This is a genomic window from Nonomuraea maritima (assembly GCF_900100395.1).
GTDB classification, from domain to species: Bacteria; Actinomycetota; Actinomycetes; order Streptosporangiales; family Streptosporangiaceae; genus Nonomuraea; species Nonomuraea maritima.
This window is the reverse complement of the sequence record NZ_FNFB01000002.1, coordinates 346,731-370,548: the sequence shown is the minus strand read 5'-3', so window position 1 is coordinate 370,548 and position 23,818 is coordinate 346,731. Positions and strand designations below refer to the sequence as shown.

Sequence of the window (23,818 nt, the reverse complement as noted above, 5' to 3'; positions counted from 1 at the left end):
CGAAAGAGAGAGCGGTGCTCTTGACTGCCGCCCAGTTTCGCGAGAGCATTGATCTTGAATGAGAGCACCGCTCTGGAAGGGGTGTCATGAAAGTTCTCTACGCCGGCCCGTCGATCGAGCGCCTGCACGAGGAGTACGCGAAGAAGGGGCGGCTGGACGAGAAGGCGCCGGTGCGGTCGTCGTCCTCGGTCGTCATCGACGCCCCCGTCGCCCGGGTGTGGCGGCTGCTCGCCGACATGCACGACTGGCCGCAGTGGCGCTCGGACGCGCACGTCGTCGAGCTGGGTGAGGTGCGGCCGGACGCCGCCTTCCGCTGGAAGATCCGGGGAATGGCGATCAAGTCGACGTTCGCGGTGGTGGCGCCGGAGCGGGAGCTCACCTGGACGGGCACCGCGATGGGCTTCGTCAAGGCCGTCGACCGCCTGCGCCTGGAGGAGACCGCCGACGGCCGCACGAGGGTCACCGTCGAGGAGTCGATGTCCGGCCCGTTCCTGACGCTCCTCTACAGCAACGCCAGGCTCCGCGAGGGCCACGACGACATGCTCCGCATGCTGAGGACCGCCGCCGAGAGCTGACCGGGAACCCTGAGGTCAGCCGGAAAGCCCCGGCGACGAGCGGGCGGTCAGCCGAAGACGGCCGGGGGCGGCACGGGGGCGATGACCGCGTCGCCGTCCCTGATCACGGCGGCCCCCGCGACGAACTGCGTCAGTGCCTCGCCGTGCACGCACCGCGCCTGGGTCAGCCCGCCCGCCGCGCGCCGCGTGAGCAGGTCGAGCGGCAGCCCGGTACGCGAGGCGGCCACGATGAGGTTGCCGAACCGCCGCCCCCGCATGATGCCCGGCTCTGCCAGCAGCGCCACGTGACCGAACGCGCTCGTCACCGTGGCCAGCAGCCGCTTGGCGAAGGCCAGCCCCTTGCCGTCGGCCACGTTGATCAGCAGTGTGCCGTCGGGACGCAGGACGCGGGCCAGGTCGCCCATGTACTCGGCCGTCGCCAGCTCCACCGGCATCGTGGCCCCGGTGAACGCGTCGAGCACCACGAGGTCGGCCGTTCCGTCCCACACCTTGGCCGTGCCCTCGCGCCCGCCCGCCACGATGACCTTCAGCTTGGGCACCGAGCGCAGGTCGAGCTGCTCGCGTACGAGGTTGACCAGGAGCCCGTCGGGCTCGATGACGATGTGGCGGGAGTCGCGGCGGGTGGCCGAGACGTAGCGGGGGATCGTGCAGGCACCGCCTCCGACGTGGACACAGCTCAGCGGACCCTCCGGGAGGAGGTCGATCACATCCGCCATGAGTCGTACATACTCAAATTCCAGATATGTCGGGTCTTGTAGGTCAACATACGACTGAGGTACGTCATCTTTGGACAGCATCCAGCCGTCCTGCCTGTCCAGGTCCCGGAGAAGTTCGACCTCGCCGAACGTCACCGGATACCGGCCGGGCTTCGGTTCCCGCTGTCCACGTGCCACGTCTGATCCCTCCCAGGGAGAACTTATGCGACGGCGAAGGCTGATTGTGCTCGTCATCGCGCTTGTCGCGACAGTCGGGGCCGCTGCTTTCGCCGTCCTGACCGCGAACCGGATCAAGGGCAGCCCCGAGGAGACCGCCGAGGCGTACTTCGACGCCTGGCGGAGGGGCGACGTGGCGGACATGGCCCGGCTGGTGTTCCAGCCGCCGCCCGACTTCGCCGAGCGCAACCGCGCCCTCGACGTCGACATCGGCGTGGCGTCCCTGGAGCTCACCCCGTCCGCGCTGCGCCGCACCGGGGACGAGAGCGCCGAGGTGCCGTTCACCGGGGTCCGGCAGCTCACCGACCTCGGACAATGGCCGTTCGACGGTGTCCTGCGGCTGGGCGTCCGCGGCCGGGCATGGAAGGTGCTGTGGACCCCCGAGACCCTGCACCCGCTGCTCAAGGACGGCGGCGACCTCCTGATCGAGAAGATCCTGACGCCGCCGGCGGAACTGGTCACCAGCGAGGGCGAGAAGATCCCCAACGACAGCTGGGCCGAGGCGTACCTGGAGCCGCTGCGGCCGGAGTTCGAGCAGGCCAACCACGGTCTGGCGCTCGTGTGGAAACCGTGGGGAAAGCCCGGCGAACAGCTGCTGACCCGGATGCCGGAGGCCGACGTCGAGCGCACCACCCTGTCGCGCCCGGTGCAGGCGGCGGCCGCGCGGGCGCTGGACGGCGTCGAAGACTCGGCGATCATCGTGATCAGGCCCAGCACGGGGGAGATCCTCGCGCTGGCCGACCGCCTCGGCGACAACTACAGCGCCGTGCGCGACGTCTTCCCGCCGGGCTCGGTGTTCAAGACGATCACCGCGGCGGCGTTGATCGAGGACGGTCTCGACCCGGCGGCGCAGGTGGGCTGCCCCGGCGCGTACACGATCCCGTTCCACCGGGCCTTCACCAACGACGGCGAGGTCGACCGCGGGGTCGTGACGTTCACCGACGCCTTCGCCCACTCGTGCAACACCACGTTCGTCGAGCAGGCCACGACCCGGCTGACCGGCGAGCAGCTGAGCCGGACGGCCGCCGCGTGGGGGTTCGGCCACCCGATCGCGACCGGCATCGGCGGCACCTGCGGCAACCTGCCGGCGACCGACGACCTCGACCTGCTCGGCGCCGACGCGATCGGCCAGGGCGAGGTCGTCGCCACCCCGCTGTGCATGGCCGCGCTGGCCGCCGCCGTGGAGAACGGCACCTGGCGCTCCCCGCGGCTGCTGTCGAAGGAGCAGGTACGCCGCATCGACGGCGAACCGGGCGAGGACGTGCCCATGGACGCGCGGATCGTCGGCGCGCTCAGGGACATGATGGCGGCCGTGGTGGACCACGGCACGGCCTCCGACGCGGGCCTGCCGGACGACGTGTCGGGCAAGACGGGGACGGCCGAGGTGGAGGGCCGGACCTCGCACGGGTGGTTCATCGGCTTCCGCGACGATCTGGCCTTCTGCGTGTTCGTCAGGAACGGCGGCTCGGGCCGCGCCGCGGCGGTGCCGATCGCCGTCCGCTTCCTCAAGGGCCTGTGATCCACGTCTCCGCGAAGCGGCTGAAAACGTAACCTACGGTACCGTAGGTTTCCATGACGACCATCACCGTGAAGCCGAGGCTGCGTGGCTGGTTGCACACCGGAGCGCTGCCCGTGACGCTGGTCGCGGGCTTCGTGCTCGTGGCACTCGGCCCGACCCTGCAGGCGCGGCTGGCCAGCGCCGTCTACGCCCTCACCTCCGCCCTGCTGTTCGGCATCTCCGCGACCTACCACCGCGGCACGCTCGGTCCCAGGCTGGCCGAGTTCCTGCGCCGGATCGACCACGCGAACATCTACCTGATCATCGCCGGCACCTACACCCCGTTCGCGCTGCTCGCGCTCGACGGCGTCGCCCGGGTGGCGGTGCTGTCGGTGATCTGGGGCGGCGCCCTGGCAGGGGTGCTGTTCCGGATGTTCTGGATGAGCGCGCCGCGCTGGCTCTACACCGTGCTCTACCTGGTGCTCGGCTGGGCGGCGATCTTCGTCGTGCCGCAGCTGCTGGAGGGCGCGGGCGCGGCCGCCGTGGTGCTCGTGGCCGTCGGCGGCGTGTTCTACTCGGCGGGCGCCGTCGTCTACGGCCTGCGCCGCCCCGACCCGTCGCCCCGGTGGTTCGGCTTCCACGAGGTGTTCCACGCCTTCACCCTCGTGGCCTACCTGGTGCAGTACATCGCGGTGTCGATCGTGGTCTACTCCCACGGGTGAGCCGCGTTAGGCGCTGACATTTGACCCCGTGCTGGTCTCTTCCCGGCTGTTCACCGGAAAACAGACTCATATGGGAGACGTTTCTCGTTCGTGGTGGCTGCTGCTGGTGCGCGGCATCGCCGCCATCATCTTCGGCCTGCTCGCCCTGCTCTGGCCGGGCATCACCGTTCTCGTCCTGGTCGCCTTCTTCGGCGCGTACGCGCTGGTCAGCGGGATCGCCGCGGTGATCGCCGGAGCCCGTCACGAGGGCGGCCACCGCGCGTGGCTCATCGTCACCGGCATCCTCGGCATCCTGGCCGGCATCATCGCGTTCGTCTGGCCGGGCATCACGTCGCTGGCCCTGCTCTACGTCGTGGCCGCCTGGGCGATCTTCGCCGGGGTGGCGGACGTCATGACCGGCATCAAGATGCGCGACGTCATCGACAACGAGTGGGAGCACATCGTCGCCGGCGCGCTGTCGGTGATCTTCGGTGTGCTGCTGCTCGTCTGGCCCGGCGCGGGCCTGCTCGCCCTGGCCTGGCTCGTCGGCGTCTTCGCGATCCTCTACGGCATCGCCATGATCGCACTGGCATTCCGCGTGAAGAACTTCAGAACACGGGTAGGAACGCCATAAATTTTTCGTAGGTACGGGTATTCCTCAAGAAGGAATATCAGCCCTATGCCGTGGAGGCGCCATGGACGTACACGCCCGCCTTGCCCGACACCTCCTCGTCGACGGCTACCGCCTCGTGCTCGATCTCGAACTGAGCCACGGCTCGTGGCTCGTCGACGCCCGGGACGGACGCCGCTACCTCGACTTCTACACGTTCTTCGCCTCCGCGCCGCTCGGCGTGAACCCGCCCTTCGACCCCGACTTCGTCCGCCTGCTCGGCCAGGTCGCGCGCAACAAGCCGGCCAACCCCGACATCTACACCGAGCACCTGGCCGACTTCGTCGACACGTTCGCCCGCGTCCTCGGCGACCCCGCCCTGCCCCACCTGTTCTTCGTCGAGGGCGGCGCCCTGGCCGTCGAGAACGCACTGAAGACCGCCTTCGACTGGAAGAGCCGCCGCAACGAGGCCGCCGGCCGGCCGCGCGAGCTGGGCACCAAGGTCATGCACCTGACCAAGGCGTTCCACGGCCGCAGCGGCTACACGCTCAGCCTGACCAACACCGAACCGGCCAAGACCGACCGCTTCCCCACGTTCGACTGGCCGCGCATCGACGTGCCCGCCGTCCACCTCGGCGACGTCGAGGCGGCTGAGGAGCGCGCGCTCGCCCAGGCCAGGCAGGCGTTCGAACGCCACCCGCACGACATCGCCTGCTTCATCGCCGAGCCCATCCAGGGTGAGGGCGGCGACAACCACATGCGGCCCGAGTTCCTGCGCGCCATGCAGGACATGTGCCACGAGTACGACGCCCTGTTCGTCCTCGACGAGGTGCAGACGGGCGGCGGCACGACCGGCACGCCGTGGGCGTACCAGCAGCTCGGCCTGTCGCCCGACGTGGTGGCGTTCGCCAAGAAGGTCCAGGTGGGCGGGATCATGGCGGGCCGCCGGGTGGACGAGGTGCCCGACAACGTGTTCCAGCAGAGCGGCCGCATCAACTCGACGTGGGGCGGTGGCCTGGTCGACATGGTGCGCAGCCGCGGCATCCTCGAGATCGTCGAGCGCGACCGGCTGATCGAGCGGGCCGGGAGGGTGGGCGCGACCCTGCTCGAACGTCTCACCAAGCTGGAGGCAGGACACCCCGGGGTCGTGGCGAACGTCAGGGGCCGCGGCCTGATGTGCGCGTTCGACCTGCCCGACCGGGCCGCCCGCGACGCGCTGGTGACCCGGCTCAGGGAGGAGCACGGCGTCCTCGTGCTGCCGTGCGGGCCGCGCTCCGTACGGCTGCGGCCCGCGCTGAACATCCCCGAGGACGACGTCGACCACGGCCTCGCCGCGCTGGACGCCGCCCTGTCTACTACTGGGTGACGCTGGCGGCGCTGCGTCGAGGACCGGCGTAGCGCCACCAGAAGTTCAGCAGCACGCTCGCCCGGTTGCGCCCGCCCAGCAGGTTGGCGACATGGACGAAGATCCACGCCAGCCAGGCGGGCGACCCGCGCATCGTCATCCCGTTGGGCATCTGCAGCACCGCCTCGGCCTTGCCCACGGTCGCCATGATCCCGGGGTCGCGGTACGAGAACGGCCGTACCGGAAGGCCCCGCGCGGCCGCGATGATCTGCCGTCCCACGTGCTTGCCCATCTGGAGCGCCGGCTGGGCGAGCTGCGGAGGCGCGTCGGGCGGTCCTGACAGGTCGCCCGCCACGAAGATCTCGGGATGGTCGGAGACGTTCAGCGCGGGCGTGAGGGTCACCCGGCCGCCCTTGCCCTGCGGCAGCGCCCAGGAACTCACCTCCGGGGGCGCGGTGACGCCGAGCGCCCAGACCGTCAGGTCGCTGGGCAACCGCGTGCCGTTCTGCAGGATCACCGCGTCCGGCTCGACGGAGGCGACCGTGCAGCCGAGCCGCAGCTTCACCCCGCGCCGGCGCAGCGCCTCGGCCGCCGCGTCACGCAGCCGCGGCTTGTACGGCGCCAGCACGTAGTCGAACCGCTCCACCAGCGTCACACTCGACTGCTCGGGACGGATCTCGGGATGGGTGAGCGGTAGCGTGCGGCGGCGCAGCTCCGCGAGCGTGCCCGCCATCTCGACGCCGGTCGCCCCTGCGCCCACCACCACGACGTGCAGGCTCTTGCGCCGGCCTGACGCGGTGTCCTCCAGCCGGTGCTGCAGCTTGGTCCGCATGCCCGCGGCATCGCCGAGCGAGTAGATCGGCAACGCGTTCTCGCGGGCGCCCGGCACGCCGAGCCAGTTGGTGGTGACGCCGGTGGCCAGCACCAGGTAGTCGTAGTCGAGGCCGCCGCCGTCGGCGAACTCCACCCGCCGCTCGTCGGGCAGCACCCTGCTCAGGGTGGCCCACCTGGCCCGTACGTTCGGCCACCTCGCGGCGAACGTCCTGACCGGGTACGAGACGTCGCTCGTACCCATCCCGGCCGTGGCCACCTGGTAGAGCAGGGGCTGGAAGGTCGCGTACGGATTGCGGTCGACCAGCGTCACCAGGGCTCCGCCCCTGGCCAGCTCCTGGGTGGCCGCCAGTCCGGCGAAACCCGCACCTACGACGACGACTCGCGGTCTTTGCACCATGCCAGGTCACTCCCCTTGAACGATGTCAAGGATGCCTATGGCTCCATCCGTAACCCTTAAACCTCAGTTGGGGCACCGACCGCTGGGTGGAACGCTCCTGAAGCGCCGCTCGCGAGGAGACCTCTCGGTCCAGCCCCGACCGGCCGCCCTGACCGACAGCTCAGCCCCACCGGCCCAGGGCAGCTCATCATGGCGCGAACACCAGGCCGACGGCGGTGACCTGCGGGACGAAACGGGGTGGCTCACCACCTTCGCCACTGACGCGCCACAGGCCGATGGCCGTGAGCCGCGAGTGACGCAGGGCCCTCAGCCCCGCCGCCTCCGGCAGGAGGCGAGCGTCACTTGTGGCGGGAGCGCCACAGACCGATGGCGGTGACCCGTGAATCGACGCCGAGTTTGGCGTAGATGCGGTTGACGTGGTTCTTGACGGTCTTCTCACTGAGGAACAACCGTTGCGCGATCTCGCCGTTGGACTGGCCTGTGGCGATCAGGTCCATGACCTCGGCCTCGCGCTTGCTCAGAGACGTGAACACGCTGTCGAACGCTGCGTCGTCGACTTTCATCCGGCCTCCGGGTGGCGCACAGACAGTCAGGTCGCCGATGCCCCCGTGCTTCCGGCGTTAGCGGATAGACAGTGAGCATAACCCGCAATGTCGCGATTTGGGGCGGTTGTCGGGAAAAACGGCAACGGCCGGTTCGGATGAACCGGCCGTTGCCTCGTGGGGTGAGTGAAGGGACTTGAACCCTCGACATCCAGGACCACAACCTGGCGCTCTGCCAACTGAGCTACACCCACCGCGGCCACCCCGTACGAGGTGGCACAGGAAAAGTGTAGCGGGGTTCGGGACCTTTTACGCCACACATTCAGCCGCTGACCCGCTCGGCGAGCGCTCGCGCGGTCGCCGAGTCGGGGCCGGGCTGGTCGACGAAGATGGCCTCACGGTAGTAGCGGAGCTCTCTGATCGACTCCGTGATGTCCGCCAAAGCCCTGTGCCCGCCCTGCTTCTCGGGCGCGGCGAAGTAGACCCGGGGGTACCAGCGGCGGACCAGTTCCTTGATCGACGAGACGTCGATCATCCGGTAGTGCAGATAGGAATCGACCCCGGGCATGTCGCGCGCGATGAACGTGCGGTCGGTGCCGATCGAGTTGCCGCACAGCGGAGCCTTCTTCGGCTCGGGTATGTGGCGGCGGATGTAGTCGAACACGAGCGACTCGGCCTCGGCCAGGGTCACCCCGCCCGCCAGCTCGGGCAGCAGCCCGGAGGCGGTGTGCATCTCGCGTACGACCTGGGACATCTGCTCCAGCGACTCGGGCGGCGGCTTGATGACCACGTCGACGCCTTCGTCGAGCCGGTTGAGCTCACTGTCGGTGATGATGCACGCCACCTCGACGAGCGCGTCGCGACTCAGGTCGAGCCCGGTCATCTCGCAGTCGATCCAGACCAGCACGTCACTCATTCGATCTCCTCGCCCAGCGGCTCGGAGCACTCCAACCCGCCCGCTTGTTCCTCCACCAGCCTAGTGCCAACATTCACGCGGGCTGGAGGGAGCCGAGAACCTTGCCGACCACATCGCCACCGAGATTGTCGGGGACGGTGACGTACAGGATCGCCGGCCGCCGGCCCTCGCCCCGGTCCATCAGCACAATCGCGCCGTTCTCCTTCTTCCACGGGTAGCCGTTCTCCTCGGAGATCTTGCTGAAATCGAGTTCGAACTGCAGCAGCCACGCGTCACGATCGCCGATCTTCATGGCCTTGTCCGCGACGATCCTGCTCTCGTGCGCGAGCGTGTAGTACTTCGTCGAGAAGTCCACGTACACCGCCTTGGCGGTGTCGCTCATGCTCTTGGCCCCCGTGTACGGGTACGCCGGGTTCAGCACGCCGCTGTAGACGCCGCCGACCCAGTGGTCCCGGCCGTCGTAGGCGTGCTGCGCGATCGTCTGCACCGCCGCGGTCCACGCCTGCTGGGCCGGATCGCCGCTGTTGACCTCGTCGTACGAGGGCACCGTCCAGCCGTCGGGCGCCTTGAACGACAGGCCGCTGCCCGGGTCGGTGATCCGGTCACCGGTCGTCCGGGGGAAGGTTCCCCGTCCGGGCGGCTGCCCGAAGGGCGGTTCCTGGAACGGCGGCTGCTGCTCCGGCGGCACGTACGTGTCGCCCGGCGACTGTCTCGTGGAGGAGGCGGCCGGCGTGGTTGCCCGGTTCACGAAGAAGATTGCCGCCGCCGCGATCAGCGCCAGCACCACCAGGGCCCCGACGCCGCCGAACACCCACGGCAGCGGGTCGCGCTGCTTGGGCGGCGCGGGCCGGCCCAGCTCGCCCCACTGCGGCTCGGACGGCGCCGGCTGGCCGTAGGCCGACTGGGCATGCCCTGGCGTGCCGTACCGGGCCGTGGGGTTGGCGGGCATCGCCGACCAGCCGGGTCCGGTGTCGGGTTGCGCCGGCGGGCGCTCGGCCTGCCCCTGCTCGTGAGCGTGGGTGGCGTCCGTCCACTGGCTGCCGTCCCACCAGCGGAGCCGGGGCTCTCCGTACGGGTCCGGATACCATCCCGCGGGAGTCTGCGTGGTCATATCCGCCAGATTAGTAAGAACTGTCGCCATGTGCATGGGCTGTCAGCACGTGTAGTCGAAGCTCGCCCGATATGAGCGGACCGGACCGGGTTCGATGATCCTCAGCGTGGCCGTGGCCGTGACGTCGCCCTCGCCGCGCAGGGTCCACCGCAGCGGAAGGGTGTACGACGTCCGGTCGGACCGCGTGCGCAGCTTCCCCTTGACGACGTCGTCGTCGAGGTTCTTGGTCCACTCGTAGACGATCTCGCCCGGCGCCCCGTTGGTGACGACGGTACCGGTGACGGCGGCGACGGTGTCGCAGCCCTGCGTCTCCTCCGGTGCCGCCACCTCGACCGAGGTCACCGCCAGCTCCGGTACGGCGCCGAGGCGCTGCCAGGCCACCGCCGCCCCCGTCAGGATCAGCGCGAGCACCACCGCGGAAAGGACCGTCCGCCGGCGCCGCGAACGCCGTCGTCTCGCGGTCGTGCTGTCGCGGCCCGAGCGCCAGATGCGTTCTGCCGGTGTCTCGCCGCGCTGCTCGCGCGTGGTGGTCTCGGGGGCTGACCTGGCGGGTCCCGTCGCGCCCGCCGGGACGTGCAGCAGCGTGACAATGTCTCCTTCGTCACGTTCGTGCCTGGCAGGTGCGTACGGGCTCGGCTGCGCGAACCCCGAACGGGCGCGAGCCGCCCGTGACAGGCTCCCCCTGTCGATCCGGCTCTCGCGTGGGTCGAGCAGCAGGTCGAGAGCGGCGGCCAGGCCGTACGTGCCGGCTGTCGCGGCGGCCCGCTCCAGCACCCCGGCGGCGGGCCGCAGGGGCGCGGCCAGCGCGCGGGCCAGCGCCGCCCAGCCCGCCACGTCGTCGTCAGGAGGCGAGACCCGGTCGCGTACGGCGTCGGTCAGGCCGCGCTCCGACAGCAGCGCGGCCCCGTCCGGCGTGATCACCACCGTGCGCGGCTGCACGGCTCCGTGCGTGACGCCGGCCGCGTGCAGGGCGAGCAGCGTCCGGGCCGTGTCCACGAGGACCGAGGCCGCGCCGCCCGGCTCCACCGGCGACCCCGCCTGGGCGGGGTCGAGGAGGTCGGCCACCGTGGGGCTCACCGCCTGCGCGGTGAGCAGCCACACCTGGTCGCCCGCGGCCACCACGTCGGCCACCGGGATGAGCCCGGTCACCCCGCCGTGGACCAGCCGCTGATCGGTGAGGACGGCGCGCACGACCCGGTCGCGCACCTCGGGCCGGCCGATGATCCGCGGGTCGAACAGCAGCGCGCCGGCGCGGCGCCCGTCGGGTGAGACCGCGTCGATCCAGTGACCGAGCTCGGTCATCCAGGTGTGCGTGGTGAGCCGGAATCCGGCGATCCCGGGGCCAGAGTCGTCCATCGCGGTTCCCCCCGGCGTGTCTAGCGCTTGCTACGACGATCGGCGACGCGGGGCCGCTTCGCAAGAGCGGCCGTCGCCCGCTGGGGCGCGGTCTGCGGCGGATCGATTTGGCCGCCGCCGCCCTCGGTGGGCCTGGGCGGGTCGGTGGTCTCGCCGCCGCCCGGCTCGCCGGTCGGATCGGGCGGCTGGGTGGTGGGCTGCTGGGTCGGCTGCTGCGTCGGGCGCGGCGGCCCGGGGAACGTGCGCGTCGGCGCGGGCGCGGAGGAGGGCGCCTGCGTGGGGCGGGCCGTCGCCTGCGGGGTCACGCCCTTGCGGTCCGGCACGTCCACGGTGATCCTAGGGCTGGCCTGCGGCGTCGGCGTCCGCGACGGAGCGGGCCTCCTGGTCTCTGCCGACGCCCGCGCGGGGGTGGGGGTCCGCGTGGCGGGCCGCTCGCTCGTGGCCGGGGACGCGGTGGGCTGACTCGTGACGGGCTGCGTCGCGGTGGGCTGGACGGACGGCGGCGTGTCGCTCGCGGACGGCTCGGGCGTCGTCTTCTCGGGGACGGGCGTCAGCTCCTCGTCGGTCTCGACCCCTTCCGGCGTGGCCGGCACCGCCGTGGTGGGCACCGCCGTGGTGGGCACCGCCGTGGTGGGCGCGATCTGGCTGGTCTCCGCCCGCAGCGCCGCCTCGTCGTGGGACATCGCGTTCACGGTGATCGTCACGGCGGCCACCAGCGCGCCGACGGCCGTGACACCGGCCGCGATCTTGGCGGGCAGCTTGCTCAGCAGCCGCGACGGCTCTCTGAGGCGGGTCTCGGTGAGCGCGGTCTCCGTCTCGGCGGGCTCGTCCAGGGGCGCAGGGAAGAGCGCCGCCAGCAGCGCGGCGAGGACGCCCAGGCGGCGGCGTCCGCGGTCCTCCCAGTCCTCCCCGTACGCGGCGACCGCCACTGCCTCCAGCTCGGTCAGGAACGCCTCCGCCGACGGGGGACGTTCGGCCGGGTTCTTGGCCAGGCCACGCTCGACCAGGCCGCGCAGCGGCGGCGGCACCTGCTCGACCGGTGGGGGAGCGGTCAGGTGCTGGTGCGCCATGGCCAGGATGTCGGCGGCGCGGAACGGCCGGGTGCCCGTCAGGCACTCGAAGAAGACGACGGTGGCCGCGTACACGTCGGTCGAGGGTCCGGCCCGCTCGCCCGACCACTGCTCGGGAGCCATGTACGGCGGTGTGCCCGTCGCGTCCGCGTCCTCGCCCGTGCGGACGGCGATGCCGAAGTCGACGAGCTTGCTGGCGCCGTCGCTCTCCACCATGACGTTCTCGGGCTTGTAGTCGCGGTGCACGACGCCGATCGCGTGGGCCGCGGCGAGGCCCTGGAGCGACCCCTTGAGCACGGTCAGCGCCGCCTCGGCGCCGGTCGGGCCCTCGGATTTGAGTATCTCGCGCAGCGACACCCCGTTGACCAGCTCCATGATGATCGCGGCGCCCTGGCCGGACTCGACGTAGTCGATCAGGCGGGCGTGGTGCGGGCTGCGGAGGGCGCCCAATAAGCGGGCCTCGTGCCGGAACCGGGCGACGAACCCGACGTCGGACCGCAGCCGCTCACCGAGGTACTTGATGGCCACCTCGACGCCGTCGTAGTCGCGCCTGGCGAGCACCACTCGCCCGGAGGCCCCCGCGCCGAGCGCGCGCACCTCGGTGTAGCCGGGGACCCCCCACGGCCCATCACCGTACATAAAGGTCTCCTCCGGAGTGCTGTGGGCCCCCGCCCGTATCAAAGGAGCCGTAGCTTAACCACAGCGCGGCGGTTTCCACTGCTCAAAATGCCGACATGACACAAATGTCACCTGATGGTGCCGGAAAGGGTGAGCTGCGACTCCATGTTTGACACTGCTGTCAAGAACTGGCTAGTCTCCATGTTGGACAGGATTGTCAAAGATGAACCCGTAGGGAGGTACACGATGGGCAGGGGCATCGACGTGGTGCACACGTTCTGGGAGCGGGTCTGGCAGGGGCTCGACTACGACGCCATCGACGAACTGGTGGCCGAGGACTTCGTCCTCATCACGGGCGGTCAGCGGATCGAGTCGCGTCCGGCCTTCAAGAAGTGGGCCGAGGGCTTCGGCAGCGGCTTCGACGACCTGACGTTCGAGGTGGTGGAGTCGTTCGAGAACCACGACGGCTCCCGCGTCTGCTCCCTGTGGCGGCTGACCGGCAGGAACAACGGCGCCTTCGGCACCGAGCCCGACGGGCAGCCCATCGAGATGAGCGGCACGGCCGTCTGGATCGTCGGCGAGGACGGCAAGCTGCGCTCCAACAAGGTCGAACGCAACGCCTTCGAGGTCTACCAGCAGCTCACCACCAGCAACTGACCCCACGCTCTCGAGCCGGCCGCGGCAGTTGCCGGAGTGGAACCTGCGCATCAGCACCGCACTCACCTACGACAGGGCCGGCCACTGCGTCGAAGGGCACGGCATACCGGTCGATGTGCCCGCCCCGGTGAACCGCCCGGTCCCGGAGGAACCGGGCGATCCGGCCGTGCGGGCGGTTATCAGATCCTCCCGAGGGGACCGTCGCCTTGAGGCGACGGGTGAATCGGGAGCGGGAGGGCCGTCAAGGCCCGAGCGTGCAGTGACAGAACCTCGGAAATTGTCGCCACCTCCGGATACGATTGCTTTCGTGCTTTCGGGCATCGGTCAGGGCTTGGCCGTCGTCTCCCGCGCAAGCGGGGCGAGAAGCCGCTCTCTTCAGGGAGCGGAGGAGTCACTACCGTCTGAGCCTGGAATGCTGTCCGGTTCGAGGGAAGGCGGAGCATCGTGCACGGGATGGGCGAGACGGTCACGGCCGAGCGGTACCGGGCGTTCGGGGAGATGGAGGCCCGGGGGCACTCGCCCAGCTACGAGCGGCTGTGCGTGGGCGTCGCGGCCGACGCGGAACTCCTGGCCGTGATCGACACGTTGCCCCCGGCCAAACGCCAACCCAACCTGCTGCTCGGCGCGGTCCGGTTCCTGGGCGGTCCCGCCCAGGACTATGGGGAATTTCGCGCCTGGACGCTGGAGCACTGGGCGCGGGTCAGTTCCGAGATGCTCGCCCGCCGTACCCAGACCAACGAGCCGGGACGGTGCGCCACGCTGCTGCCGCTGCTGGCGCGCCTGCCGCAGCCCCTGGCACTGATCGAGGTCGGAGCCTCGGCGGGGCTCTGCCTGTACCCAGACCGTTACCGCTATCGCTACGACGACGGGCCTGTGCTCGGTGCGCTCGGCCCGGTCACGCTGACCTGCCGGACCAGCGGGCCCGTACCGATCCCGGAGCGGCTGCCGTCGGTGGTGTGGCGGGCCGGGATCGACCTGCACCCCCTCGACGTCACCGACGCCGATCATCTGCGCTGGCTGGAGGCGCTGGTCTGGCCCGAACAGCACGATCGACTGGTACGGCTGCGCGCCGCGGCCCGGATCGCACGGGCCGAACCACCCCGTCTCGTCCAGGGCGATCTGAACGCCACCGTCGCCGACCTCGCCGGCCAGGCCCCGCCCGACGCCACGCTGGTCGTGTTCCACAGCGCCGTACTGCCTTATGTTCCGCAGCCCGAACGTGATCGCTTCGCCGAGACGATGCGCGCCCTCCCCGCCCGCTGGATCTCCAACGAGGCCCCCATCGTGCTCCCCGACGTGGCCGCCCGCCTGACCCGCGCCCCGTCGGCCGACGGCAGCGCCTTCGTCCTGGCCCTGGACGAAGAGCCGGTCGCCTACACCGGCCCGCACGGCCAGTTCCTGGACTGGCTGTCCTGAACACCGCCCCGACGCGGAAGCCCGCCCGCGCCCCTCGGGGCCGGCGCGTCGACCCTTCCCGCGGGCTGACCCGGCGCCGGGGTCAGGAGTCCTGAGGCGCTCGGCTCCCGGCCGGCTCGGGGCTCGTCCTCGTGGTGTCGGGGGACTTCTCGGGTGCTTCCTGGCTCTCGTCGGTGAACTTCTTCTGTGTGTCCTCCGTCTGCGGTGGGTCGTCGGCCGGTTTCTTCGTCGGGGGGTCGGTGGGTTTCTGCGGCGGGTCGTCGTGGCAGGCCGGGGTGGTGCCGGTACGGCTGTCGGCGCCGCCTGCCGCCGCCGGGGTCGTGGCCGCCGTCATCGACCACTTCGTGCCGCACGGGAGCCGCAGCGGCGCGGACAGGGTCGTCACGTACGACGTCTCGCCGGACAGGGTGACCGTACGCGTGTCGGCCAGGCGGCCGGAGGTGAACCTGACCGTGAGCCGTACCGGACGGGTGTCGGCGGCGGTCACCCTCACCTGGGCGGAAAGGCCGCGCACGACCCCCGCCCGGACGATCGACACCTGCCGCACCTGCGGCGGGCACGGCACCCGGGTCCGCGCGGTCGCCGTGCGGCCGCCCGCGCTCACCCGTACCGACAGCATCGCGCCGCACGCGCGGGCCAGGACGGGGAAGGCGAACCGCTCGGTGTACGACGTGCGTCCTGACAGGGTCGTGGCACGCGTCGCGGCCTCCTTGCCGTCGATCGCCAGCCCCGCCCGTACGGGGATCTCGCCGGGGCCGCTAGCGGTCACCCGGACCGTGGCGGTGGCCGTGGGCGCGGTCCTGACGGCGGCGGCCGCGGCCTGTCCGGGCGCGGTGAGACGGACGTCCAGGCCGGTCACCCTCGTCGGGCAGGGCGGTACAGGGGCGGAGGCGCGCGCCGGGCCTCCCGGGGCGGCGGGATCGGTGACGGCCGTCAACGTGACCGGACCGCGGCACACGCGGGCGCCCATGGGCCAGGTCAGCGTGCGGGTGTAGCCGGTGGCGCCTCTCAGCGGCAGGCGCCGGACGACCTCGTCCGTGCCGGGCGCTCGCCAGGTCGCGGTGACCGTCACAGGACCGGTGCCACTGGTCCGGAGCGTGACCCGGGCAGAGGCGACCCGGTCGGCGTTCACGGTGACGGGTCCGACCTGCGCCACAAGCACCGCAACACCTCCCGGCCCCTCCCCGGAAGGCTCGCCGGGGGCCGGATTGCCCGGTTCCCCCGTGTCGGGGTCGGGGTCGGGTGGTCCATCCGGCTCGCCGGAGCCGGGGTCGTCGGTGTCCGGAGTGCCCTGTCCGTCGGTGCCTGGGCGGCCCGGGCCCTGGTTGTCCGGGTCGCCCGGCTTCGGGGTGGAAGGGTGGTCGGTTCCCGAGCTGCCGGGGCCATCCTGTCCACCAGGGTTCGGGTTGCCGGTGTTCGAGCCGCCTGGGTCGGAGTTACCGGCGTCCGGGTTGCCAGGAGGTGGGCTGTCCGGGTCGCCGGGGTCGCTCGGGGCGGTGTTACCGGGGTCGGGGTCGTCGACGGCTGAGGGGTTGGGGTCGGGGGTGGTCGTGGACAGGGTGGCAGGGTCGGAGATCGGGACGGTGGGGCTCGGCGGGACGGCCGCTGCGGCTCCCAGCGGGTCCGGTGCCGGCTGGTTGGCGGCGAGCACCACCATCACCGCCGTCACCGCCGCCGCCGTGGCCAGCGCTCCGCCCATGACCACCCGCCGCGCGCCGGAGCGGGTCACGCGCCGGGCACCGGAGCGCGTCAGGCGTCGGGCGTGTGAGCCGATGTCGCGGAGGACTGTGCGGGCCAGTGACGTGGACGTCTCGGGCACGGGTGGGGTGGTGTCCGGGCGTAGGGGGAGGAGGAGCGGGGCCAGTAACGCGACCAGGGCGGCGAGGCGGCGTCTGCCTCGTTCCTCCCAATCCTCGCCGTACGCGGCCACCGCCGCCGACTCCAGCTCGGCGAGGAACGCCAGGGCGCTGCCTGGCCGCTGCGCCGGGTCCTTGGCCAGCCCGCTGCGGACCAGCTCGCGCAGCGGCTCGGGGGCGTCGCCGATCGGCACCGGCGCGTGCAGGTGCTGGTAGCCGAGCACGCTCGGCTCGCTCGAACGGTACGGACGATGCCCCGTCAGGCACTCGAAGAAGACGGCCGTGGCCGCGTACACGTCGGTCGAAGGGGTCGCGGGCTCCCGCGACCACAGCTCGGGCGCCATGTACGGCGGCGTCCCCGCGGGGGTGGCCGTCGTGCCCTGCCGCACCGCGATGCCGAAGTCGACGAGCTTGCTCACCCCGTCGTCACGGACGAGCACGTTCTCCGGCTTGTAGTCGCGGTGCACCAGCCCGAGCTCGTGCGCCTTGGCCAGGCCCAGCAGCGAGCCCTTCAGCACGGCGAGCGCCGCCTCCGGCTCCGCCGGGCCGTTCTCGCGCAGGAGGGCCCGTAACGAGACGCCGTTCACCAGCTCCATCACGATGCAGGCGCCGCCGGTGTCCTCGACGTACTCCCAGATCGTGGCGATGTTCGGGTCGCGCAGGGCGACCAGGAGCCGCGCCTCGGAGCGGAACCTCGCCAGCACGGCGCGGTCGTGCCGCAGCCGCTCGGACACATACTTGATCGCCACCCGGACGCCGGTCGCGTCGTGCACGGCGAGCACGACCCGCCCGCTGCCACCTCGTCCGAGCTGCCTCAGCTCCGTGTATCCCGGAGGGCTCCACTCCATCAACGTCTCCCATCAGGAGGCGACCCACTTGATGAGACGTACGATCATGAAGCAGGGTTTTCTTCTCTTGTAGAACTACTCCCGGCGAAGGATGTGAACCGGGGTCTCGACCCCTTCCGGCAGGGCCGCGTCGGGTTCTGGTTCGCCCCACGTCGTGATCAGCGGCAGCACGCCGGCCCAGATCGGCAGCGCGTGGTCCGCCTCCTCGTCATTCGGCCCGCCGCGCCGGATCTTGACCGACGCCTCCTCCAGCGACAGCGCCAGCACCGCCGTGGCGGCCAGCTCCTTGGCGCTGGGCTGCCGCGCGTACTCCCACTGGCCGGGGGCGAGCTGCTCGGACAGCGCGCGCAGCCCGTCCATGCGCTCGCCGGGGTCGGTGACCAGCCGCGCCCGGCCGTAGACCATCGCCGAGCGGTAGTTGACCGAGTGGTTGAAGACCGAGCGGGCCAGCACGACGCCGTCGAGGTGGGTGACGGTGACGCACACCTCCGCGCCGTCGGCCGCCCGCAGTGACCGGGCGCCGGTCGAGCCGTGCAGGTAGAGGATGTCGCCGATGCGGCCGTACCCGGTGGGCACGACGATCGGGCAGCCGTTCACGACCACGCCCAGGTGGCAGATCAGGCCGGTGTCGAGCACCTCGTAGAGATCGTTCATGTCGGTGCTGCCGCGATGCTTCTCACGGCCCAGCGTGGTACGGGGAGTGGTGGAGAGCATGGTTCGACCGTAACGACGAAGTGGACCTATCCTGTAGGGCCACTGTCAGTCCCTTCCTAGAGACCACTCCTGTGCGCACAGCTGTCGACCTGCCCGTGTCCCTGTCCCGCGACTCCGGTGAGCCGCTCACGGCGCAGCTCACGGAACGGCTGCGCCGCGCGATGCTCGACGGCACGCTCGCGCCCGGCGAGCGGTTGCCGTCCACCCGGGCGCTCGCGACCCAGCTCGGGGTGAGCCGCACCGTCGTGACGGAGGCCTACCAGCAGCTGTACGCCGAAGGTTGGCTCGAGGGGCGGCACGGCTCAGGCACGTTCGTGGCCGACATGGAGCAGGCGCCCCGCCCGCCGGGCCGCGGCGCGTACGTGCCGGTCACGCCACCCCGGCCCATCGCCGCGATCGACCTCACGCCGGGCCGGCCGTGGGTGCGCGACTACGACCGGGCGGCCTGGAAGCGCGCCTGGCGCCGGGCGGCCGACCTGCCGCCCGGCGACTCACCCGACCCGTACGGGCTGCCGCGCCTGCGTGAGCAGCTCGCCGAGCACCTGCGCCGGGCGCGGGGCATGGCCGTCGGCCCGGAGAACGTCCTCGTCACCCGGGGCACGGGCAACGGGCTCGATCTGTGCGCGCTCGCGCTGCTCGGCCCCGGCGCCCGCGCGGGGGTCGAGGAGCCCGGCTACCACGCGGCCCGCACGGTCTTCGCGGCCAGGGGCGCCGAGGTGGTGCCCTGCCCGGTGGACGAGTCCGGCGTGGTCGTCGACGCGCTCCCCGCCGACCTGCGGGTGCTCTACACCACGCCCGCCCACCAGTACCCGCTCGGCGGGCGGCTGCCGATCCCGCGCCGCGAGCGCCTGCTCGCCTGGGCGCGGAGCACCGGCGCCGTGATCGTCGAGGACGACTACGACGCCGAGTTCCGCTACGACGTGGCTCCGCTGCCCGCCCTCTACGGCCTCGACCCGTCGCGGGTGGTGCTGCTCGGCTCGCTGTCGAAGACCCTGGCGCCCGACGTCGGCGTGGGCTGGCTCGTCGGCGAGCCTGAGCTCCTCGGCCGGATCGCCGAATGGCGCGAGGCGGTGGCCGACCGTACGAGCGGCCCCGTCCAGCAGGCTGTGGCCACCCTGCTCGAGCACGGTGACATCGACCGTCACCTGCGCAGGATGCGCCTGGAGTACGCGCGCCGCCGCGCGGCCGTGGTCGAGATCCTCGGTCCCGTCTGCCGGCTGAGCGGCGACACGGCCGGGCTGCACGTGCTGGCCGAGCTGCACGCGTCGCTGGTGCCCGACGTCGCCGAGCGGGCTCGTGCGGCGGGGGTCCTGGTCGATTCGACGAGGCAGTACCACCACGGGCCCGCGCGCCTGCACGGCATCGTCATCGGGTACGGCTCCGCCTCGCTGCCCGACGTCCGCAGGGGCTGCCGCGTCCTGGCCGGGCTGATCAGGGACGCCGGGGCGGCGTAGCCTCCGGCGGTTGCAGGCCGCGCAGGATCGGCAACGCCCTGGAGGCGTACACCGGGTCGACCGGCAGCACGTGGCGGGCCCACCAGCGGGCGGGCTCAGGATCGGGGGACGGCTCGGTCAGGCCGGGGGCGTACTCGTCGTAGGGCGGGTCGTACAGGTAGCCGGTGGCCACTCCGTGGCGTTCGAGTGCGGTGATGGCCGCGTCGCGGTCGCGCACCAGCAGTGGCACGCGGAACAGCGGCTGTCCGAGGTCGTCGCGTACGGCCGGCGCGACGGTGGGCAGCTCGGCGAGGAGCCGCACGCCCGCGACCCGGCGGGCGCGTTCCTCGGGTACGCCGGCCATCCGCCTGTCCTGGTACCAGCGGGCGAGGCGGCCCCGGCGGGCGCGGTAGCGGTGCAGGTCGGCGTGGACCCAGCGGTCGAAGGGCGGCAGCGACGGGGCGTGGCCGAGCACCTGCTCCAGGCGTTCGGCGTCGAGCGCGATCCGGTAGCCCTGGCGCGGCTCCTGCAGCCCGAGCGCCCGCTGCAGCCACAGGGCGGGGCGTACGAGGTCGAGCCGGAGCGCGGCGCGGCGAGCCGTCGAGCCGGCCACGCTCCACAGGTCGGCCCACGCCGAGCCGGGGACCATCAGCTCGTCGCGCGCCGCGGTCAGGGCCTTCAGGTCGGCCTCGTCGTCGACGACCAGCACGCCGCCCGAGCCCGCGCCCGGATGCTTGGACAGGCTGAAGACCGCCGCCTGGCCGAACGTGCCCACCGGCCGACCGCCGACGGAGCTCCCCATGGCGTGCGCGGCGTCCTCGATGAGGATCTTGCCGGAGAGGGCGGGGGCGTCGTCGGGCAGGCCGTACAGGTTGGTGGTGAGGACCGCGTCCACGCCGGCGAGGTCGACGCGTGCGGCGTCGATGTTGCCGTCGCGCGGCGACAGCGGCGCGATCACCGGGCGCAGACCGGCCGCGAGCACCAGGAAGAGGATCTCGTCAGCCGAAAGGGGCGACATGAGCAGGCGCTGCCCGGGCGAGCACCAGTGGCGCAGCGCCAGGTAGAGGCCGAGCCGGTTCGACGGCAGCGACAGGCAGAGGCGTCCTGTCCGCTCAGCGAGGTATTTCACCCTTGCAGGACGGTCCGGAGTCTTCCGTACGTCTTCAGCGCCTTGTCGGCCGTCTTGTGCAGCAGGGGGTTGGCCAGGACGGTGGCGCGGGTCTTGCGCGCCGGCACCCGCATCAGCCAGTGGACGGCGGCGGCGGGGGCGCGCCGGGCGACCCTGCCCTCGGCCACCTGGAGCTCGCCGGTCTTCAGCTTGTCCTTGTACTCCTTCTCGCCCCGCCCGAGGTCGATCAGCTGGATGCCGGACTTGGCGGCCTGCTCGGCCATCGCCAGGTGCTGCACGAGGCCGGGGGAGTACTTCGCGAACCGGGTGTCGTAGGCGGGGAACCAGCCGACGAGCGTCGTACGGGTGCGCAGCCCGAAGTGGCCGGCCACCGGCTCGTCGCCGGCGTAGACCATGTCGAGCACCCCGGCGAAGCTGTCGGACCGGGTGGCGAGCAGCCGTTCGACCAGCTCGACGATCCACTGGTGGGCGAACCGGTCGGTGCGGCCGGTGCGGCGGTACTGGTCGGTCTTCCAGCCCAGCAGCGTGCGCAGCGGTGCGACGTCGGTGATGGCGTAGTCGTGGCGGACGGTGCCGACCTCGCGCTGCAGCTTGCGCTGCTTGGCCAGGGTGGACTTGTACGTCTTGCCGGAGTTGGCGCGCAGCGTCTCGGTGTAGTGGTCGAAGCCGTCGCTCAGGTCGATGATCGGCGACGGGTGCCGGTCGTGGTGCGCGTTCAGCAGGGGCTGCGCGGCGACGAGGTGGTCGAACTCGTACACGCTCAGGCCGCACGCCTTGATCAGCCGGAGGGGGTCGATGCGCACGTGCCTGTCGTAGACGAGGCCCTGGGCGTCGGTGAGTCCCGCGGCGACCGGCTTGCCGATGCCGAGCGGGTGGCGCTCGAAGGGGAAGAAGCCCACGATGTCGGGGCCGTCGTGGATGACGGCCACCCGGACGTCGTCTCGCAGTTCGCCTACCGTGAGGGTGAACTCTGGAGACAGGAAGGGGTTGTCGAAGGCGGGGTCGGCCTCTTGCAGCGACCGCCATCGGCTCACTTCTGCTTGGCCCAGTTCACGTGGTCGGGCAACGGTGACGCGCATTGGCTCCTACAGGTCGGCATGACACTCTCCGTCCAGGTTCAGACGGAGGAGTGCTTCCAGCGTAAAGGAACTGACCTGCGCGATCAGGTGCGGGGCGGGGTGGGGGCAGAACTCTCAGGGAGTATTAAGAATGCTCAGATGACGTTAAGAACCGAGCTTCGTTCTAGTGTGGGTGCATGACCGTACCTGGCATCGACCATCCCCGCCTGGTCGCCTGGATGGCCCGGAACGTCCCTGATGTGGGTGCGCCCCTGTCCGTCTCGCTGATCTCCGGCGGCCGGTCCAACCTGACGTATGTGGTCGAGACCCCCGAGCGCCGCCTTGTGCTGCGCAGGCCGCCGCTCGGCCACGTGCTGCCGACCGCCCACGACATGCGGCGGGAGTGGCGGGTCATCTCCGCGCTCGCGCCGACGCCCGTCCCGGTGCCCGAGCCGGTCGCCTTCTGCGCCGACGAGGACGTCATCGGAGCACCGTTCTACCTCATGGGGTACGTCCCGGGCGAGGCCGTCCGCACCCGTGAGGAGCTCGGCGATCCGGTGCCGGAGCAGACCCGCAGGCTGTCGGAGCGCCTGGCCGAGGTGCTGGCCGCCATCCACGCGGTCGACTACCGCGAGGTCGGGCTCGGCGACTTCGGACGGCCCGCCGGCTACCTGGCACGCCAGCTCGACCGCTGGTGCCAGCAGTGGGAGCGGTCGAAGACCGAGGACCGGCCCGACTACGACCGGCTGGTGGAACGCCTGCGGGCGCGGCTGCCCGCCGAGGTCCCCGGCACGCTGGTGCACGGCGACTACCGGCTGGACAACACGCTGGTCCGGCGCGCCGACCTGGAGATCATGGCCGTGGTCGACTGGGAGATGTCCACGCTCGGCGACCCGCTGGCCGACGTGGGGCTCACCCTGACGTACTGGGCCGATCAGGGCGACGAGGAGCGGGCGGGCATCCCGGTGTCGGGCGACGTGACGGTGGCCCCGGGGTTCATGAACGCCGCCGAGTTCGCGAGCCACTACGCAAAAGTTTCAGGTCGCGAAATTTCAGACCTTGGGTTCTATGTGGCGTTCGGCAACTTCAAGCTCGCCGTGATCGTCGAGGGTATCCACGCCCGATTCCGGCAAGGTAAGACCGTTGGAGAGGGATTCGACCGGATCGGCTCCGCCGTACCGACGCTGATCTCCCGCGCGCACCGCATGCTCGACCAGCACTGACCGTCTCGCACACCCCCCGACCCGGGGCCCGTGGCCCCGCAAGGAGCGCCATGAGCACTGTTGCACTGATCACCGGAGCTGCCAGCGGCATCGGGGCCGCCGTGGCGAGACGTCTGGCGGCGGGCGGCGCCAGGTGCGTCCTCGTCGACCTCGACGGAGAGGGCCTCGAACGCCTGGCCAAGGAGGTCGGCGGCGTGTGGCTGGCCGCCGACGTGAGCGACCCGGACGCCTCGCTGGAGGCGGTCGCGCTCGCCGAGCGGCACCACGGCCGTCTCGACCTGGTCCACCTCAACGCCGGGGTCACCGGCGGGGTCGACTTCGCGAACTTCAACCTGGAGCGCTATCGCAAGGTGGTCGGGGTCAACATCGACGGCGTCGTCTTCGGCGTGCGCGCCGCCGTCCCGCTGCTGCAGCGCTCGGGCGGCGGCGCCGTCGTGGCCACCGCCTCGCTGGCGGGGCTCGTCGGCTTCTCCGGCGACCCCGTCTACACCATGACCAAGCACGCCGTCGTGGGCCTCGTACGGGCGCTGGCCGAGCCGCTGGCCGCCCAGAACATCCGCATCAGCGCGGTCTGCCCCGGCTTCACGGACACCCCGCTGGTGGCCGCGGCGCGGGAGATGTTCGTCAGCGCGGGCTTCCCCCTGCTCGACGCCGAGGACGTGGCGGCGGCCGTCGAATCGGCCTTCTACGCCGAGACGTCGGGCACTCTTCTCGTCGTCCAGCCGGGAAGGCAGCCTGTGCCGTACCGTTATGCCGGAGTGCCCGGCCCCGCGGGCGGTCAGCGGCCGCCCCACGTCGGACACAGCGAGTAGCCTGCACGCGAGGCGTTCAACGTGACCAGGGCCGGGCCGTCGCCCGGCCCTGGTGGCGTTCGTGGACCTGCCGGATTCCTGACCTCGTGGCGCATGCACCCCCTCGCCGGTCGTATACAGATGGAATGCCGCCGTCTCGCCACGAGAGCAGGAAGTGACGAACGCCA

Annotated in this window: 21 protein-coding genes and 1 tRNA gene; 10 read left to right on the top strand and 12 right to left on the bottom strand. The window is 71.5% G+C overall.

Annotated features, from left to right (window positions below):
* Positions 1-86 precede the first annotated feature (86 nt).
* The gene (locus tag BLR04_RS05310; RefSeq protein ID WP_090760166.1) at positions 87-575 is read left to right on the top strand and encodes an SRPBCC family protein; all 489 of its coding nucleotides are present in this window, start codon (positions 87-89) and stop codon (positions 573-575) included.
* 47 nt (positions 576-622) lie between these two features.
* Here BLR04_RS05310 and BLR04_RS05305 read toward each other — a convergent pair whose 3' ends face one another.
* Positions 623-1,372, bottom strand: coding sequence for a spermidine synthase (locus tag BLR04_RS05305; RefSeq protein WP_245740065.1), 750 nt, complete (start codon positions 1,370-1,372; stop codon positions 623-625).
* A gap of 121 nt (positions 1,373-1,493) precedes the next feature.
* Here BLR04_RS05305 and BLR04_RS05300 point away from each other — a divergent pair, with 121 nt between their 5' ends.
* The 4 genes from BLR04_RS05300 (at position 1,494) to lat (ending at position 5,682) form a co-directional block, all read left to right on the top strand.
* Positions 1,494-3,026, top strand: a complete 1,533-nt coding sequence (locus tag BLR04_RS05300; protein ID WP_090760162.1) for a penicillin-binding transpeptidase domain-containing protein — start codon at positions 1,494-1,496, stop codon at positions 3,024-3,026.
* 53 nt (positions 3,027-3,079) lie between these two features.
* Entirely contained in the window at positions 3,080-3,727 is a 648-nt protein-coding gene (gene trhA / locus BLR04_RS05295; RefSeq protein ID WP_090760160.1) for a PAQR family membrane homeostasis protein TrhA, read from the top strand.
* 70 nt (positions 3,728-3,797) lie between these two features.
* Positions 3,798-4,340, top strand: a complete 543-nt coding sequence (locus BLR04_RS05290) for an HdeD family acid-resistance protein (RefSeq protein WP_090760158.1) — start codon at positions 3,798-3,800, stop codon at positions 4,338-4,340.
* A 61-nt stretch (positions 4,341-4,401) separates the two neighbouring features.
* On the top strand, positions 4,402-5,682 hold the full coding sequence (gene lat / locus BLR04_RS05285; protein ID WP_090760156.1) for an L-lysine 6-transaminase: 1,281 nt from the start codon (positions 4,402-4,404) through the stop codon (positions 5,680-5,682).
* Here the strand turns inward: lat and BLR04_RS05280 are convergent.
* The 7 genes from BLR04_RS05280 to BLR04_RS05250 form a co-directional block, all read right to left on the bottom strand.
* Positions 5,672-6,892: an NAD(P)/FAD-dependent oxidoreductase gene (locus BLR04_RS05280; protein ID WP_090760154.1), complete on the bottom strand. Its 1,221-nt coding sequence runs from the start codon at positions 6,890-6,892 to the stop codon at positions 5,672-5,674. The two genes, lat and BLR04_RS05280, sit on opposite strands and share 11 nt — an antisense overlap.
* Before the next feature lie 338 nt (positions 6,893-7,230).
* Positions 7,231-7,455 (bottom strand): helix-turn-helix domain-containing protein, encoded by a 225-nt coding sequence (locus BLR04_RS05275; RefSeq protein ID WP_090760151.1) that lies wholly within the window; start codon positions 7,453-7,455, stop codon positions 7,231-7,233.
* A 157-nt stretch (positions 7,456-7,612) separates the two neighbouring features.
* Positions 7,613-7,688, bottom strand: a tRNA-His gene (locus BLR04_RS05270).
* A 68-nt stretch (positions 7,689-7,756) separates the two neighbouring features.
* A complete protein-coding gene (gene orn / locus BLR04_RS05265; protein WP_090760149.1) occupies positions 7,757-8,350 on the bottom strand; it encodes an oligoribonuclease in 594 nt (197 codons plus the stop codon).
* A gap of 73 nt (positions 8,351-8,423) precedes the next feature.
* Positions 8,424-9,461: a DUF2510 domain-containing protein gene (locus BLR04_RS05260; RefSeq protein ID WP_218128723.1), complete on the bottom strand. Its 1,038-nt coding sequence runs from the start codon at positions 9,459-9,461 to the stop codon at positions 8,424-8,426.
* A 42-nt stretch (positions 9,462-9,503) separates the two neighbouring features.
* On the bottom strand, positions 9,504-10,817 hold the full coding sequence (locus BLR04_RS05255) for a protein kinase family protein (RefSeq protein WP_090760145.1): 1,314 nt from the start codon (positions 10,815-10,817) through the stop codon (positions 9,504-9,506).
* Positions 10,818-10,837: 20 nt separating this feature from the next.
* A complete protein-coding gene (locus BLR04_RS05250; protein ID WP_090760143.1) occupies positions 10,838-12,526 on the bottom strand; it encodes a serine/threonine protein kinase in 1,689 nt (562 codons plus the stop codon).
* Between the two features lie 225 nt (positions 12,527-12,751).
* Here BLR04_RS05250 and BLR04_RS05245 point away from each other — a divergent pair, with 225 nt between their 5' ends.
* Together BLR04_RS05245 and BLR04_RS05240 are read left to right on the top strand one after the other, a co-directional pair.
* Complete coding sequence (locus BLR04_RS05245; RefSeq protein WP_090760141.1) at positions 12,752-13,162, top strand: ester cyclase; 411 nt, start codon at positions 12,752-12,754, stop codon at positions 13,160-13,162.
* A 453-nt stretch (positions 13,163-13,615) separates the two neighbouring features.
* Entirely contained in the window at positions 13,616-14,578 is a 963-nt protein-coding gene (locus BLR04_RS05240; protein ID WP_090760139.1) for a DUF2332 domain-containing protein, read from the top strand.
* Between the two features lie 82 nt (positions 14,579-14,660).
* Here the strand turns inward: BLR04_RS05240 and BLR04_RS41225 are convergent, their stop codons facing one another.
* Positions 14,661-17,282 (bottom strand): serine/threonine-protein kinase, encoded by a 2,622-nt coding sequence (locus tag BLR04_RS41225; protein WP_218128722.1) that lies wholly within the window; start codon positions 17,280-17,282, stop codon positions 14,661-14,663.
* 75 nt (positions 17,283-17,357) lie between these two features.
* Complete coding sequence (locus BLR04_RS05230) at positions 17,358-17,996, bottom strand: pyridoxamine 5'-phosphate oxidase family protein (protein WP_090760137.1); 639 nt, start codon at positions 17,994-17,996, stop codon at positions 17,358-17,360.
* Between the two features lie 71 nt (positions 17,997-18,067).
* Between BLR04_RS05230 and pdxR the strand changes: the two genes are divergently transcribed.
* Complete coding sequence (gene pdxR, locus BLR04_RS05225) at positions 18,068-19,450, top strand: MocR-like pyridoxine biosynthesis transcription factor PdxR (RefSeq protein WP_090760135.1); 1,383 nt, start codon at positions 18,068-18,070, stop codon at positions 19,448-19,450.
* Here pdxR and BLR04_RS05220 read toward each other — a convergent pair.
* Positions 19,428-20,558, bottom strand: coding sequence for a DegT/DnrJ/EryC1/StrS family aminotransferase (locus BLR04_RS05220; protein ID WP_090760133.1), 1,131 nt, complete (start codon positions 20,556-20,558; stop codon positions 19,428-19,430). The two genes, pdxR and BLR04_RS05220, sit on opposite strands and share 23 nt — an antisense overlap.
* Positions 20,555-21,592, bottom strand: coding sequence for a GNAT family N-acetyltransferase (locus BLR04_RS05215; RefSeq protein ID WP_090760131.1), 1,038 nt, complete (start codon positions 21,590-21,592; stop codon positions 20,555-20,557). Before BLR04_RS05215 ends, BLR04_RS05220 begins: the two co-directional genes overlap by 4 nt.
* Positions 21,593-21,813: 221 nt before the next feature.
* On the opposite strand from BLR04_RS05215, the gene BLR04_RS05210 reads away from it, so the two are divergent.
* Together BLR04_RS05210 and BLR04_RS05205 are read left to right on the top strand one after the other, a co-directional pair.
* Positions 21,814-22,839 carry a phosphotransferase family protein gene (locus tag BLR04_RS05210; protein ID WP_090760129.1) on the top strand — a complete coding sequence of 342 codons (1,026 nt, stop codon included), beginning with the start codon at positions 21,814-21,816 and terminating at the stop codon, positions 22,837-22,839.
* Positions 22,840-22,889: 50 nt separating this feature from the next.
* Positions 22,890-23,651, top strand: a complete 762-nt coding sequence (locus tag BLR04_RS05205; protein ID WP_090760127.1) for an SDR family oxidoreductase — start codon at positions 22,890-22,892, stop codon at positions 23,649-23,651.
* Positions 23,652-23,818 lie beyond the last annotated feature (167 nt).

Bases quoted from the DNA above. Each gene is read 5' to 3' on its own strand.
- trhA (WP_090760160.1), top strand. From the start codon at position 3,080: ATGACGACCATCACCGTGAAGCCGAGGCTGCGTGGCTGGTTGCACACC.
- BLR04_RS05280 (WP_090760154.1), bottom strand. From the start codon at position 6,892: ATGGTGCAAAGACCGCGAGTCGTCGTCGTAGGTGCGGGTTTCGCCGGA.
- BLR04_RS05305 (WP_245740065.1), bottom strand. From the start codon at position 1,372: ATGCTGTCCAAAGATGACGTACCTCAGTCGTATGTTGACCTACAAGAC.
- BLR04_RS05245 (WP_090760141.1), top strand. From the start codon at position 12,752: ATGGGCAGGGGCATCGACGTGGTGCACACGTTCTGGGAGCGGGTCTGG.
- lat (WP_090760156.1), top strand. From the start codon at position 4,402: ATGGACGTACACGCCCGCCTTGCCCGACACCTCCTCGTCGACGGCTAC.
- BLR04_RS05205 (WP_090760127.1), top strand. From the start codon at position 22,890: ATGAGCACTGTTGCACTGATCACCGGAGCTGCCAGCGGCATCGGGGCC.
- BLR04_RS05250 (WP_090760143.1), bottom strand. From the start codon at position 12,526: ATGTACGGTGATGGGCCGTGGGGGGTCCCCGGCTACACCGAGGTGCGC.
- BLR04_RS41225 (WP_218128722.1), bottom strand. From the start codon at position 17,282: ATGGAGTGGAGCCCTCCGGGATACACGGAGCTGAGGCAGCTCGGACGA.
- BLR04_RS05310 (WP_090760166.1), top strand. From the start codon at position 87: ATGAAAGTTCTCTACGCCGGCCCGTCGATCGAGCGCCTGCACGAGGAG.
- BLR04_RS05240 (WP_090760139.1), top strand. From the start codon at position 13,616: ATGGGCGAGACGGTCACGGCCGAGCGGTACCGGGCGTTCGGGGAGATG.
- BLR04_RS05275 (WP_090760151.1), bottom strand. From the start codon at position 7,455: ATGAAAGTCGACGACGCAGCGTTCGACAGCGTGTTCACGTCTCTGAGC.
- BLR04_RS05210 (WP_090760129.1), top strand. From the start codon at position 21,814: ATGACCGTACCTGGCATCGACCATCCCCGCCTGGTCGCCTGGATGGCC.
- BLR04_RS05300 (WP_090760162.1), top strand. From the start codon at position 1,494: ATGCGACGGCGAAGGCTGATTGTGCTCGTCATCGCGCTTGTCGCGACA.
- BLR04_RS05260 (WP_218128723.1), bottom strand. From the start codon at position 9,461: ATGACCACGCAGACTCCCGCGGGATGGTATCCGGACCCGTACGGAGAG.
- BLR04_RS05290 (WP_090760158.1), top strand. From the start codon at position 3,798: ATGGGAGACGTTTCTCGTTCGTGGTGGCTGCTGCTGGTGCGCGGCATC.
- BLR04_RS05230 (WP_090760137.1), bottom strand. From the start codon at position 17,996: ATGCTCTCCACCACTCCCCGTACCACGCTGGGCCGTGAGAAGCATCGC.
- BLR04_RS05255 (WP_090760145.1), bottom strand. From the start codon at position 10,817: ATGGACGACTCTGGCCCCGGGATCGCCGGATTCCGGCTCACCACGCAC.
- orn (WP_090760149.1), bottom strand. From the start codon at position 8,350: ATGAGTGACGTGCTGGTCTGGATCGACTGCGAGATGACCGGGCTCGAC.